The 13,204-nt window shown below is 62.4% G+C and carries 13 protein-coding genes; 3 read left to right on the forward strand and 10 right to left on the reverse strand.

Features of this window, described 5'->3' with window-relative positions:
* The first annotated feature begins 1 nt into the window (after position 1).
* The 3 genes from pstB (at position 2) to phoB (ending at position 2,277) form a co-directional block, all read left to right on the forward strand.
* Positions 2-817 (forward strand): phosphate ABC transporter ATP-binding protein PstB, encoded by an 816-nt coding sequence (gene pstB / locus C7W88_RS14380; protein ID WP_062342130.1) that lies wholly within the window; start codon positions 2-4, stop codon positions 815-817.
* A gap of 9 nt (positions 818-826) precedes the next feature.
* Positions 827-1,513: a phosphate signaling complex protein PhoU gene (gene phoU / locus C7W88_RS14385; protein ID WP_039331329.1), complete on the forward strand. Its 687-nt coding sequence runs from the start codon at positions 827-829 to the stop codon at positions 1,511-1,513.
* 74 nt (positions 1,514-1,587) lie between these two features.
* Positions 1,588-2,277: a phosphate regulon transcriptional regulator PhoB gene (gene phoB, locus C7W88_RS14390; RefSeq protein WP_118074054.1), complete on the forward strand. Its 690-nt coding sequence runs from the start codon at positions 1,588-1,590 to the stop codon at positions 2,275-2,277.
* Between the two features lie 3 nt (positions 2,278-2,280).
* Here phoB and C7W88_RS14395 read toward each other — a convergent pair whose 3' ends face one another.
* From C7W88_RS14395 to C7W88_RS14440, 10 genes are read right to left on the reverse strand one after another with little or no spacing between them, the layout of a single operon-like run.
* Positions 2,281-3,786 carry a glycosyltransferase family 39 protein gene (locus C7W88_RS14395; RefSeq protein ID WP_162896069.1) on the reverse strand — a complete coding sequence of 502 codons (1,506 nt, stop codon included), beginning with the start codon at positions 3,784-3,786 and terminating at the stop codon, positions 2,281-2,283.
* A 2-nt stretch (positions 3,787-3,788) separates the two neighbouring features.
* A complete protein-coding gene (locus C7W88_RS14400) occupies positions 3,789-4,061 on the reverse strand; it encodes a DUF1467 family protein (protein ID WP_118074056.1) in 273 nt (90 codons plus the stop codon).
* Between the two features lie 4 nt (positions 4,062-4,065).
* A complete protein-coding gene (locus C7W88_RS14405; RefSeq protein WP_118074057.1) occupies positions 4,066-5,718 on the reverse strand; it encodes a ribonuclease J in 1,653 nt (550 codons plus the stop codon).
* Positions 5,715-6,500 (reverse strand): type III pantothenate kinase, encoded by a 786-nt coding sequence (locus C7W88_RS14410; protein WP_118074058.1) that lies wholly within the window; start codon positions 6,498-6,500, stop codon positions 5,715-5,717. Before C7W88_RS14410 ends, C7W88_RS14405 begins: the two co-directional genes overlap by 4 nt.
* Positions 6,484-7,215 (reverse strand): biotin--[acetyl-CoA-carboxylase] ligase, encoded by a 732-nt coding sequence (locus C7W88_RS14415; protein ID WP_118074059.1) that lies wholly within the window; start codon positions 7,213-7,215, stop codon positions 6,484-6,486. Before C7W88_RS14415 ends, C7W88_RS14410 begins: the two co-directional genes overlap by 17 nt.
* Positions 7,216-7,219: 4 nt before the next feature.
* Positions 7,220-8,683: an NADH-quinone oxidoreductase subunit NuoN gene (gene nuoN / locus C7W88_RS14420; protein ID WP_118074060.1), complete on the reverse strand. Its 1,464-nt coding sequence runs from the start codon at positions 8,681-8,683 to the stop codon at positions 7,220-7,222.
* A complete protein-coding gene (locus C7W88_RS14425) occupies positions 8,683-10,230 on the reverse strand; it encodes an NADH-quinone oxidoreductase subunit M (protein WP_118074061.1) in 1,548 nt (515 codons plus the stop codon). Before C7W88_RS14425 ends, nuoN begins: the two co-directional genes overlap by 1 nt.
* On the reverse strand, positions 10,227-12,275 hold the full coding sequence (nuoL, locus tag C7W88_RS14430) for an NADH-quinone oxidoreductase subunit L (protein WP_118074062.1): 2,049 nt from the start codon (positions 12,273-12,275) through the stop codon (positions 10,227-10,229). Before nuoL ends, C7W88_RS14425 begins: the two co-directional genes overlap by 4 nt.
* 4 nt (positions 12,276-12,279) lie before the next feature.
* Positions 12,280-12,585: an NADH-quinone oxidoreductase subunit NuoK gene (gene nuoK, locus C7W88_RS14435; protein ID WP_011445933.1), complete on the reverse strand. Its 306-nt coding sequence runs from the start codon at positions 12,583-12,585 to the stop codon at positions 12,280-12,282.
* Complete coding sequence (locus C7W88_RS14440; protein WP_118074063.1) at positions 12,585-13,202, reverse strand: NADH-quinone oxidoreductase subunit J; 618 nt, start codon at positions 13,200-13,202, stop codon at positions 12,585-12,587. The genes nuoK and C7W88_RS14440 overlap by 1 nt, the downstream gene beginning before the upstream one ends.
* Positions 13,203-13,204: the final 2 nt, after the last annotated feature.

Genomic DNA, 13,204 nt, shown 5'->3' on the forward strand with positions numbered 1-13,204 from the left:
AATGAACGCTGAAGCGATCCAGACTGCAGTGAAGCAGGACGACAAGCCTTACTTCGACGCACCGTCGAAGATGAGCGCGAAGAACGTCTCGGTGTTCTACGGCGAAAAGCGCGCGATTGACGACGTCTCGATCGAGATCCCGCAGCGCTATGTCACCGCCTTCATCGGCCCCTCGGGCTGCGGCAAATCAACCTTCCTGCGCACGCTCAACCGGATGAACGACACCATCGCCAGCGCGCGGGTCGAAGGCGACATCCTGCTCGACGGCGAGGACATCTACAAGTCGGGAATGGACGTGGTGCAGCTCCGCGCGCGCGTCGGCATGGTGTTCCAGAAGCCGAACCCCTTCCCCAAGTCGATCTACGAGAACATCGCCTACGGCCCGAAGATCCACGGCATCACCGGCAGCAAGGCGGAACTTGACGAAATCGTCGAGCAGTCGCTGCGCCGGGCCGGCCTGTGGGACGAGGTCAAGGATCGCCTGAATGACAGCGGCACCGCGCTTTCCGGTGGCCAGCAGCAGCGCCTGTGCATCGCCCGCGCCATCGCGGTGGACCCCGAAGTGATCCTGATGGATGAACCCTGCTCGGCGCTTGACCCCATCGCCACGGCGCGCATCGAGGAACTGATCGACGAACTGCGTGGCCGCTACGCCATCGTGATCGTCACCCACTCGATGCAGCAGGCCGCGCGCGTATCGCAGCGTACGGCGTTCTTCCACCTTGGCAAGATCGTCGAATACGGCAAGACTTCGGATATCTTCACCAATCCGCGCGAGGAACGGACGAAGGACTATATCACCGGGCGTTACGGGTAAGGGGAAGACATGGTGGCCGAACATACCGTCAAGGCATTCGACGAGGACATCACCCGGCTGCGCGGCCTGGTCGCGGAAATGGGCGGACTCGCTGAATTGTCCGTGTCAGAAGCCATGGATGCGCTGCTGCGCGGCGACCATGACCTTGCCGCTGGCGTGATCGCCCGTGACAAGCGCATCGACCAGCTCGAGGCCGAGGTGGACAAACTTGCAATCCGCGTCCTCGCCCTGCGCGCGCCGATGGCCGACGACCTGCGCGAAGTCATCGCCGCACTCAAGATCGCCGGCGTGATCGAACGCATCGGCGATTACGCCAAGAACATCGCCAAGCGCGTCGGCATCATCGAAGGGCGCAAGCGCTTCGAGCCGCTGACGCTGATCCCGGCCATGAACGACCTCGCGGCCGAAATGGTCCACGATGTGCTGACAGCGTTCGCCGCGCGTGATCCGGTTGCCGCGGCGGAGATCGTCCAGCGTGATGCCAAGGTCGATGCGTTCTACGATTCGATCTTCCGCAACCTCGTCTCGTTCATGGTCGAGAACCCCGCCACGATCAGCAGCGCCGCACAGCTCCTGTTCGTCGCACGCAATATCGAGCGCATTGGCGACCATGCCACCAATATCGCCGAAATGGTCTACTACGCCGCAACGGGCATGAACCTGCCGGACCGTGAGGAAGTGCTGCCGCCAGCGTGAATCCCTTTTCGGGTTTCGTCACAAGGCGGTAACATTGGTCGTGTCTTGGCAAACTGACCGTCAAGGAGGTTTGCGTGCCTGCTCCGAAGTTGCTGCTGGTTGAAGATGACACCGCCCTCGCCGAACTGGTCGAATACCGGTTCCGCGGCGAAGGCTACGATGTGCGCACCACCGACGATGGCGACGAGGCCTTGCTCCTTGCCGCCGAAGATGCGCCCGACCTCGTGCTGCTCGATTGGATGATCGGTGGCACCAGCGGAATCGAAGTTTGCCGTCGCCTGCGTCGTAACAAGGAAACGGCGCACGTTCCGATCATCATGCTCACCGCCCGTTCGGACGAGGACGACCGCATTCGGGGGCTGGAGATCGGCGCGGACGATTACGTCACCAAGCCCTTCTCCCCGCGCGAACTGATCGCGCGCGTCGGAGCGGTACTGCGCCGCGTACGCCCGGCCCTTGCCGGCGAGACGATCACTGTCGGCGACCTGTCGCTTGACCCGACCGCTCACCGCGTGATGCGTCGCGGCATGCCGATGAAGGTCGGTCCGACCGAGTTTCGCCTTCTGAAGCACTTCATGGAACATCCCGGTCGCGTGTTCTCGCGCGGGCAGTTGCTCGACGCGGTATGGGGCAGCGGCAGCGACATCGAACTGCGCACGGTGGACGTTCACATCCGCCGGTTGCGTCAGGCCATCGCCATCCCCGGTGCCGCCGATCCGGTCCGCACCGTACGCTCGGCAGGATATGCGCTGGAAGGCGTCTGATCGCTACTTGTCGATGCGGATCAGCACGGCGTTGTAATCGAGATCGCCCGCCGGTTCGGTACACGGCCCTTCCCGCCTGAACACGCAATACTGCTGCTCGAACAGCGGCTTCTTCGGAGACATGCAGCCGACGAAGCGATAGGCCGGAGGCAGCTCGCCCATGTGCTCGGCCGGCGCCACAGCGACGTTATAGCGCGCCTGCGCCTGCTCCGCGATACGAGGCGCTTGTCGACCCTCGATCAGGAGCGTCTGCCCCTTGCGGTTGAGGACCGCGCGCGACACGAACGGGACGTCACGGATGCGATAGGTCGCAAGGCCGCAGAAGTTCGGCTGGCCGCGCACGGTCCGCATCGCCCGGAGCGGTGCCTTGCCAACGCCCCAATTGATGACGAAAGGCTCGGTCGCTGCCACTTGAACCGATGCCGCCAGCCACAGGCCGAGCATGAGACCAACGCCCATCCGGCCAAGCTTCCGCTTGCGCCAGGTTGCGATCAGCCGCGCCAGGTCCACCGAGCCGATCGCCGACAACAGCACGATCAAGAGAACCGCAAGCAAAATGAAGCGATACTCCTTGTGGCCAATCGCCGAGTGTATTGCGATCACGGCAATCGCCGTCGCGCCAAGCATCGGATATCGCTTCAATCCCAGCAGCGCAGACGGCACGAGCAGCACCGCAATCCACTGCCACTGCCAGATCAGCACCTGAAGATACCACTCCGGTGCCTCTACGCCATAGGCATGGCTGCGATTGGCCACCACGTTGGCAAAGACGTTGTTGTAGATCCACACCAGTGGAATTTCGCCCATCGCGAGGTTGGCCAAGGCATCGCACAAGATGCCTCCTGCCGCGCCGAGCACAAGCGGTGGCCAGGCGCGACGGAAATCAGTCCGGCCGGTCCAAAGGAAAGGGATTGCCAAGGCCGGGCCGAGCGGAAACCGCGTAATGAAGCCAAGACCCAGGAGGAACCCGCCGATCAGCGCGTCGCGGCGATTGCCTTGGTCACGAAAGCGCACCAGCATGGCGAGACCGGGAAGGATGGCGAGAACGGAAAAGGTATCGCTAGACGTGCGCGAGGCAAAGTAAGCGAAGTCCACCCAGACTGCGGCAACGAACGCAGCGGTTATCGCATGTGTCCGGCTGATCCGTAGGCCGAGCGACCACCCGGCCCAGACCGTTCCCAGCGATGCAAGAGCCATGCACAGGCGCGGCAGCACCAGATGCAATTCGCCCGCGGGATCGAGCGCATGGCCAAGCCAGACCGGCCCGACCATGACCAGCGGGATCAACCAGCTGCGGATACCCAGCCGGATATCCCATGTACGGATCCAGTCGCCGGTTATCAGGCCGTAAGCCGGCTCGATATATTGCCAGATCTCGTCAGCGTGGTGATAGACGGTGAACAGCGAGATCGGAATGCGGAAGCCAAGCGCGAGGACCAGCAACCACGCCAGCGCCGGGTCGATCCCACGCTGCCTTATCTCCCCACTCGTGCCAGCCCCCCCAGCCACAGTCAGTGCGGGAAATATGTCGTCAAATCGAGGTCGGCCACGGTGATCCAGCCATTGAAATAGTTGGCGTAGAAGAACGCGAACATCACCGCCGAAAGGATCGTCGCGCGGATCGCAATCTTGCGCGGATCGAAGTTGCCCGGCGCGCTGTCGGCCTGGCCGAGCACCTTCTCCTGCCCCAGCTCGTCATGCGTACGCACGCCGAAAGGCAGGACGATGAACGCCGCCATGACCCAGAACAGGCCGTAAATCGCAATGATCGACGTGATCTTCATGGCATCAGCTTTCCCGCAGGAGCACTTGCACGACCGGCTTCTTGCCCGACCAGCGTTGCCCGGTGCGGCGCACCGCCAGCCTCACGGTCTCCGCCACGGCCACTCGATCACGCTTGCGATCGCCCTTGAGATTGCGCACGGCCTGCGCCGCCTCGACCTTGGCCTCGGCCACGAAGGCCTCCATGTCCTCGTCCAGCGGGATGCCGATCGAGGCAATCTCGACATCGGAAACTACCTGCCCATCGTGCCGCACTGCCAGCGCCGCCGTGATCAGCCCGTTCTGCGAAAGCTTGCGCCGCGCGACTACGCCCTCGCCATCGGCGGGAGCGATAATGTCGCCGTCAAGCACCAGCCGCCCGGAGCGTTCTTCAGACAGTTTCTTTGGACCATCCGGTGCAAGCCGGATCAGATCGCCGTTCTTCTGCAGGATCGTTTTGGGAATCCCTTCATCCAGCCCAAGCTGCGCCTGCTCGGCCATGTGGCGGATCTCGCCATGGACCGGCACAAGGATCTCCGGCCGGATCCAGTTATACAACGCCACCAGTTCAGGGCGACCAGGATGGCCGGAGACATGAATCATCGACTGCCTGTCGGTCACGATCCGCACGCCTTTCTCCACCAGAGCATTCTGGATGCGCCCGATGGCGAGTTCGTTTCCTGGGATCTGGCGGCTGGAGAATAGCACCACGTCGCCCTTCTCGAGCCGTACCGGGTGCTGATCGCCGGCAATGCGTGCCAGAGCAGCGCGCGGCTCACCCTGCCCACCTGTCGCCAGCACCAGCAGTTCGCCGCGCGGCACGTCCATGGCATCATCCATGTGGACGAGGTCAGGGAAGTTCTTGAGATAACCGCAGGACTGCGCGACGCGGATGATCCGATCGAGCGACCGCCCTGCAACGCACAGCTTGCGATTGGTCGCTTCCGCCACTTCGCCCAGCGTCTGCAGACGCGCCACGTTGGAAGCGAAGGTGGTTACGACAACACGGCGCCCCTTCTGCGCACCAACAGCTTCGAGCAGCCCTGCCCGCACTTCACCTTCCGAACCGGATGGCTTGGGATTGAACACGTTAGTGGAATCGCAGACCAGCGCCAGAACGCCCTCATCACCGATGGCGGTCAACTCTTCTTCGGTCGCCGGAGTACCGATGCGCGGCTCGTCGTCCAGCTTCCAGTCGCCGGTATGGAAGATACGGCCATGCGGCGTGTCGATCAGCAGCGCATTGCCTTCAGCAATCGAGTGCGCCAGCGGCACGTAGCGAACGCCAAAGGGGCCGAGTTCGAACCTGTCGAGATGGTCTATGACGTTGAGTTCGACCTCGTCCTCGATCCCAGCTTCGACCAGCTTCTCATGGACCAGCTTGGCCGTGAAAGGCGTCGCATAAAGCGGCACGCCGAGGTCCTGCGCAAAGTACGGCACGGCGCCAATATGGTCTTCGTGCGCGTGCGTCAGCACGATACCCACCAGGTCATCGAGCCGCTGCTCGATGAAATCGAGGTCGGCAAATACCAGATCGATCCCGGGATAATAGGGGTCGGCGAAAGTCATGCCGAGGTCGACCATCAGCCACTTGCCGTCACAGCAATAGAGGTTGACGTTCATCCCGATCTCGCCCGATCCGCCGAGCGCGAGGAAAAGGAGTTCCTTGGCAGGCTTCACGAAACAGGCACTCTTTCAGCAAGGATCGCGAGGCCATCGAGCGTAAGGTCGGTGTCCACGTGATCGAAAATCTCGGTATGCTCATCGAACAGCACGGCAAGGCCGCCCGTCGCGATGATCCGGGCAGGGCGACCGATCTCGGAACGCAGCCGCGCGATCAGGCCTTCCATCATCGCGACATAGCCCCAGAACACGCCGATCTGCATCTGGTCTTCGGTATTGCGACCGATGACCCGGCGGTCATTGCCCTGCGGTGGCGCGATTGCGATGCGCGGCAGTTTTGCCGCCGCCGTGACCAGCGCGTCGAGCGACAGGTTGATCCCCGGCGCGATGATCCCGCCCTTGTAGGCGCCGTTGAAGTCTACCACGTCGAAGGTCGTGGCCGTGCCGAAATCGACCACGATCAGGTCCCCGGCATACTTCGCATGTGCCGCGACAGTGTTAACTGCGCGATCCGCCCCCAGCGAGCGTGGTTCATCAACGTCCGCCTCGAAACCCCACTCCACCGGCGCCTGTCCGGCGATCAGCGGATCAAGCCCGAAATACTTCTGCGAGAGCACCTCAAGGTTGTGCTGCGCGCGCGGCACCACAGTCGAGATGATGATCTTGCTCACCGCATTCCGGTCAAAGCCTTGCAACTGCATGAGTTGCAGCAGCCACACCGCGTACTCATCGGCCGTTCGGCGCGGATCGGTCGCCACGCGCCAGCGCGACTTGATCTCGCGGCCTTCGAACAGTGCGAAGACGATATTGGTATTGCCGACGTCAACCGCCAGAAGCATGGGAACCCACCATATCTATGTCGCCCGCGTGGATGGCACGGACGGCCCCGTCCGCCAAGCGAAGAAGGGCAACACCGTCATCATCGATCCCGGCAAAAGCCCCCATGATTGTGCCGTGGTCGCTATCCTTGACCGAGACAAGCGTCCCAGTGGGCAAGGCGCGGGAAATCCACTGCTGGCGCAGCAGCGGCCATTCGCCAAAGTGCCACCGGTCGATCGCATCGCGCAGCCGGGCCGCAAGATCAGCGGCAAACTGGTCGCGGGAGATGTCGATCCCCAGATCGCGCAGCGAAACTGTGGTACGGTCAGGCACTTGCGGTGCCCGCGCGAGGTTCACGCCGATACCGATAACCACGGCATCGCGCTGGCGCTCGAGCAGGATGCCCGCCAACTTGGCCTCACCGACAAGCAGGTCGTTCGGCCACTTCAGATAGAGATCGGCCAATGCCGGGGCGACGGCACAAACCGTCTCGTGCACCGCCAGCCCTGCAATCAGCGCCAGCGTCTGCGGCAAGGGATCGGAACCGCGCAGATTGACGACGGTCGACCCCATGAAGTTGCCGAAGCCGTCGCTCCATGCACGCCCTGCTCGCCCACGTCCGGCGCTCTGCCGATCAGCAATCAGCCAGTCACCCTCGGCCAAGGCCTCTCCCCCGCCAAGGCGCGCAAGTAGCGCACCATTGGTCGAGGGAATTTCGGCGACAGTCTCGATCAAGTGATCAGCCGACCGGGAAAAGCGCTGCGGCAGCGTAGTTCGCCAGAGTGCCGAGGCACTTGGTGCCAAGGTAGCCCAGCGGCGAGATTGCAAGGCTGGAAAGCACAAGAAGCACGGTGTGCGAAGTCTCGCCCGCCCCCTTCACCACGTCGGCCGGTTCGTCGAAGTACATGACCTTGACGACCTTGAGGTAGTAGAACGCACCGATAACCGAAGCTGCAATACCGATCGCGGCAAGCACGATCATGTCGGCCTGCACGGCTGCCTGAAACACCACGAACTTGCCCCAGAAGCCGAACAGCGGCGGGATGCCTGCCAGGCTGAACATCACCGATGCCATCGCCAGAGCAATCCACGGGCGGGTCTTGGAAAGGCCCGCAAGGTCCGAGATCGCCTCTACCTGCTCGCCATTCTCGTCACGCAGCAGAAGGACGGCAACGAAGCCTGCCACCGACATGGCAACATAGATCGCGATGTATACCAGCATCGCCGACGCACCTGCACGTGTCGCTGTGGCGAGGCCGATCAGGATGAAGCCTACGTTGTTGATCGACGAATAGGCCATCAGGCGCTTGATGTTGTTCTGGCCGATCGCCCCCAGCGCACCGATCACAATCGAAAGCAGCGACGCAAAGATCACCACCTGCTGCCAGGCATGCGGCTGGCTGCCGAACGCCTCGAGGCTGACCCGCATAAGCAAGCCGAGCGCCGAGACCTTCGAGGCCGTGGCAAAGAAGGTCGTCACCGGGGTCGGCGCGCCTTCATAGACGTCGGGCGTCCACATGTGGAACGGAGCGGCGCTGATCTTGAAGGCAAGGCCGGCCAGCACGAAGATCATGCCGAAAGTTGCTCCGGTCGACAGACCGCCCGAAAGCGCCGCGTTGATTCCGGCAAAGCTCGTCGTACCAGTGAAGCCATAGGTCAGGCTCATGCCGAACAGCAGGATACCAGAAGCCAGCGAACCCAGCACAAAATACTTAAGGCCGGATTCCGCCGAACGCTCGTCATTGCGGAGCATCGAAGCCATGACGTACGACGCAAGGCTGTTCAGTTCGAGACCGATGTAAAGCGCCAGCAGGTCGCCCGCCGAAACCATCATGCCCATGCCGAGCGAGGCGAACAGCACCAGCAGCGGGAATTCCGCGCGCATCGCCCGCGACTTGTCGAAGAACGACTGCGCGACGATCAGCGTGACGCCAGCGCTGGCGTAGATCAGCAACTTACCGAATGCCGCGAAGGCATCCGCACGATGCTGGCCACCGAACGCGGCCACGTCCGGCCCCATAGCCTGACCCCACAGCGCGGGCGCAGTAAGGATCGCGCAGACCGTAAGGACAGCAACGGCAAGGATCGAGATCAGGCGCGAGGCCTTTTCACCGCCCCATGCGGCAATCAGCAGCAGCACCAGGCCCGAGATCGAAAGCAGGATTTCGGGCGAAGTGAGCGCGAGCGAACGGGCGAAGTCCATCAGTGTGCCTCCCCGTGCGCGGCAGCATGTTCAGTCATAGCGTGTTCGGGAGCCATCGGCTTTCCAGCAGTAGGTTGCGCATCGCCCTTGGGCTTGGCCTGCGCGAGGCGCGCATCGAGCGCAGCAATGTCCTTGCGCATCGGCGCGATGAAGCTTTCCGGGTACACGCCCATCCACAGCACCACGGCGGCCAGCGGCACCATCATCGCCCATTCGCGCTTGTCGAGATCGAGCATCGCGGCGGCATCGGCGTTCTTCTGTTCGCCATAGGCAATGCGGCGATAGAGGTAGAGCATGTAAGCGGCACCGAGGATGATCCCGGTGGTGCAGATCAGTGCCACCCAGCTCGAGATCTGGTAGACTCCCATCAGCGACAGGAATTCGCCGACGAAACCACTCGTGCCCGGCAGGCCGATCGATGCCATCGTGAACAACAGCAGGAACACTGCATAGTACGGCATGTTGATCGAAAGACCGCCGTAACGGGCGATTTCACGCGTATGCAGGCGGTCGTAGATCACACCGACGCTGAGGAACAGCGCGCCTGCGACCAGGCCGTGGCTCAGCATGATCAGCATCGAGCCTTCAAGACCCTGCTGGTTGAACGCGAACAGGCCGATCGTCACGATCGCCATATGGGCGACCGACGAATAGGCGATCAGCTTCTTCATGTCGTGCTGCACCAGCGCGATCAGCGAGGTGATCACCACCGCAGCCATCGACATTCCGAAGATCAGCGGCGCGAACTGCGCCGAGGCTTCGGGGAACATCGGCAGCGAAAAGCGGATGAAGCCGTAGCCGCCCATCTTCAGCAGCACGCCTGCGAGGATGACCGAACCGCCGGTTGGTGCCTGAACGTGTGCGTCGGGCAGCCAGGTGTGAACCGGCCACATCGGCATCTTCACCGCAAAGCTCGCGAAGAAGGCCAGCCACAGCCAGGTCTGCGCCTGAACCGGGAAGTTGTAGGCCATCAGCGTCGGGATGTCGGTCGTGCCCGCCTCGTTCACCATCCAGAACATCGCGATCAGCATCAGCACCGAGCCGAGCAGCGTGTAGAGGAAGAACTTGTAGCTGGCGTAGATGCGTTCAGCACCGCCCCACACGCCGATGATCAGGTACATCGGGATCAGGCCGGCTTCGAACATGATGTAGAACAGGAACAGGTCCTGCGCTGCGAAGACGCCGATCATCAGCGTCTCCATCAGGAGGAACGCCGCGTAATATTCGCCTTGGCGCTTGTCGATCGAGGTCCAGCTGGCACCGATGCAGATCGGCATCAGGAACACCGTCAGCGCGATCAGCAGCAGCGCAATGCCATCGATGCCGAGCTTCCACGAGAAGCCCGAGAACACCGCAGCACTTTCCGTGAACTGCCACTGCGCGCCGCCGATGTCGAAATTCGCCCAGAGGATCACCCCCAGCACGAAGTCGATCAGCGTAGCGACGAGCGCAACGGAGCGCGCCTGTTCGCGCGGCACGACAAGGCAGGCCACTGTCGCAACCAGCGGCACCAGCAGCATCAGCGAGAGGATCGGAAAACCGGTCATTGTGCGATCACCCAGCTGATCGCGCCGACAAGGCCGACGAGCATGACCAGCGCATAGCTATAGAGATACCCCGACTGGAGCTTGGCGGCGGCGCGGCTGCCCTGGGCGACGACCCATGCGGCACCGTTCGGTCCGAACCGGTCGATCACGCCCTGGTCGACAACCTTCCAGAACACGCGGCCCAGACACATCGCGGGGACGACGAAGACATAGTGGTAGAGTTCGTCGAAGTACCACTTGTTAAGCAGGAACTTGTAGAGGAACCCGAACTGGTCGACGAACGCCGCCGGGAACTTCGTGTTCTTGATGTAAGCATACCAAGCAATCAGCAGGCCAGTAGCCATGACCGCGAACGGCGCCCACTTCACCCAGGTCGGCACGCCGTGCATCGCGTGGAGCGTATGCTCGGCAAAGACCAGAGAACCCTTCCAGAACTCGCCCGTGCCTTCGCTGATGAAGGCGTGGTGGAACACGTACCCCGCGAAGATCGCACCCAGCGACAGCACGCCCAACGGAACCAGCATGTTCAGCGGGCTTTCGTGCGGGTGATAGCCCGCCGTGCCGTCGCTGTGCTCGTCATCATGATCGGCGTGCGCATGATCGTCGTGACCATGGGCATGATCGTCATGGCCGTGCGCATCGTGAACCGCGTGCTGGATATGCTCCGACTGTTCCCAGCGTGGCTTGCCGAAGAAGGTCAGGAACACCAGACGCCACGAATAGAAGCTGGTCAGCAGCGCCGCGAAGATGCCGAGGAAGAAGGCGAAGTGGCCAAGTTCAGTGCCCTTGCCATAGGCCGCCTCAAGGATCGCATCCTTCGAGTAGAACCCGGCGAAGCCGAACACGTCGACGATGCCGACGCCGGTGATCGCCAGCGTGCCCATCATCATCGCCCAGTAGGTCAGCGGAATGCTCTTACGCAGGCCTCCGTAGTACCGCATGTCCTGCTCGTGGTGCATCGCATGGATCACCGATCCGGCACCAAGGAACAGCAGCGCCTTGAAGAAGGCGTGCGTGAACAGGTGGAACATCGCCGCGCCATAGGCCGAGACGCCCGCCGCGAAGAACATGTAGCCCAGCTGCGAACAGGTCGAATAGGCGATCACGCGCTTGATGTCGGTCTGCGTCGTGCCGACGGTTGCCGCAAAGATGCAGGTCATCGCCCCGATGAAGGTCACGAACGACAGCGCCGTCGGGCTGACCTCGAACATCGGCGAGAGGCGGCAGACCATGAACACGCCCGCCGTCACCATCGTCGCTGCGTGGATCAGCGCCGACACCGGGGTCGGGCCTTCCATCGCGTCGGGCAGCCAGGTGTGCAGGCCAAGCTGCGCCGACTTGCCCATCGCGCCGATGAACAGCAGCAGGCACAGCACAGTCATCGTGTCGAAACGAGCCCCAAGGAACCCGATTGTCGATCCGGCCATGCCGGGCGCGGCTTCGAGGATCGCCGGGATCGACACGGTGCCGAACACCAGGAAAGTCCCGAAAATGCCCATCATGAAGCCAAGGTCGCCCACGCGGTTGACCACAAAGGCCTTCATCGCGGCAGCGTTGGCCGAGGGCTTGCGGAACCAGAAGCCGATCAGCAGGTACGAGGCAAGGCCTACGCCTTCCCAACCGAAGAACATCTGCACGAGGTTGTCGGCAGTCACCAGCATGAGCATGGCGAAGGTGAAAAGCGACAGGTACGCGAAGAAGCGCGGCTGATCCGGCTCCTCGCTCATGTAGCCCCACGAGTAGAGGTGGACGAGCGCCGAGACGCTGGTGATGACCACAAGCATGACGGCGGTCAGCGTGTCGACCCGCAGCGCCCACGAGAAATCGAGCGCGCCCGACTTCACCCAATGCAGCACCGGAGTCACGCTCGCATCGGCACTGCCGCCGATGAACGACAGGAAGATCGGCCAAGACAGCGCGCAGGAAATGAACAGCGCGCCGGTCGTCACGACCTTGGCCGGAACCGCACCAAGCTTCTTGTTGCCGAGGCCCGCGATGATCGCTGCCAGAAGCGGCAGAAATACGATGATCAGGATGGAAGACATGTGTTCAGCCCTTCATCCGGTTGACATCGTCGACGGCAATGGTGCCCCGGCCACGGAAGTAGATGACGAGAATGGCAAGCCCGATCGCCGCTTCGCCTGCCGCCACCGTCAGCACGAACATAGCGAAGACCTGGCCGACGAGGTCGTGCAGGAACGCGCTGAACGCGACGAGGTTGAGGTTCACCGAAAGCAGGATCAGTTCGATCGCCATCAGGATGATGATCACGTTCTTCCGGTTAAGGAAGATGCCGAGCACGCCCAGCACGAACAGGATCGAGCTGACGACGAGATAGTGTTCGATGCCGATCATCAGATCTGGACCCCCTTGCCCACTTCCGGCTGGAGATTGATCGTCGCCTCTTCAGGACGACGCGCATTCTGCTTCGAAACGTTCTGGCCGCGCGTGTCGGTGCGCTGGCGATGCGTCAGCACGATCGCGCCGATCATCGCAACCAGCAGGACGATGCCCGCCGCTTCGAACAGGAACAGGTAGCGGCTGTAGAGCAGCGCGCCGATGGCCTGAATGTTCGACATGTCAGCGGCTTGCGCAGCCGAACCATCGGCCTTGCCCAGTGCCACAGAACCGGCACCGCGCACGATCAGGCCGACGAACAGTTCAACGAACAGTACGACTGCCAGCGCCAGCCCCAGCGGGAAGTTCTTCACGAACCCGGCGCGCAGTTCGGCAAAGTCGATGTCGAGCATCATCACCACGAACAGGAACAGCACCGCAACCGCACCGACATAGACGATGACCAGCAGCATCGCGATGAACTCCGCGCCCACCAGCACCATCAGGCCGGCGGCGTTGAAGAACGCGAGGATCAGCCAGAGCACCGAATGCACCGGATTGCGCGCAAGAATCGTCACCGCACCGCTGAAGATGCAGAGCGTGGCGAAGAGATAGAAGGCAAATACCTGGATCATCA

Source organism: Novosphingobium sp. THN1 (genome assembly GCF_003454795.1).
Lineage (GTDB): Bacteria > Pseudomonadota > Alphaproteobacteria > Sphingomonadales > Sphingomonadaceae > Novosphingobium.

Bases quoted from the DNA above. Each gene is read 5' to 3' on its own strand.
- nuoN (WP_118074060.1), bottom strand. From the start codon at position 8,683: ATGGACTTCGCCCGTTCGCTCGCGCTCACTTCGCCCGAAATCCTGCTT.
- C7W88_RS14400 (WP_118074056.1), bottom strand. From the start codon at position 4,061: ATGAAGATCACGTCGATCATTGCGATTTACGGCCTGTTCTGGGTCATG.
- C7W88_RS14410 (WP_118074058.1), bottom strand. From the start codon at position 6,500: ATGCTTCTGGCGGTTGACGTCGGCAATACCAATATCGTCTTCGCACTG.
- nuoK (WP_011445933.1), bottom strand. From the start codon at position 12,585: ATGATCGGCATCGAACACTATCTCGTCGTCAGCTCGATCCTGTTCGTG.
- nuoL (WP_118074062.1), bottom strand. From the start codon at position 12,275: ATGTCTTCCATCCTGATCATCGTATTTCTGCCGCTTCTGGCAGCGATC.
- phoU (WP_039331329.1), top strand. From the start codon at position 827: ATGGTGGCCGAACATACCGTCAAGGCATTCGACGAGGACATCACCCGG.
- C7W88_RS14425 (WP_118074061.1), bottom strand. From the start codon at position 10,230: ATGACCGGTTTTCCGATCCTCTCGCTGATGCTGCTGGTGCCGCTGGTT.
- C7W88_RS14440 (WP_118074063.1), bottom strand. From the start codon at position 13,202: ATGATCCAGGTATTTGCCTTCTATCTCTTCGCCACGCTCTGCATCTTC.
- pstB (WP_062342130.1), top strand. From the start codon at position 2: ATGAACGCTGAAGCGATCCAGACTGCAGTGAAGCAGGACGACAAGCCT.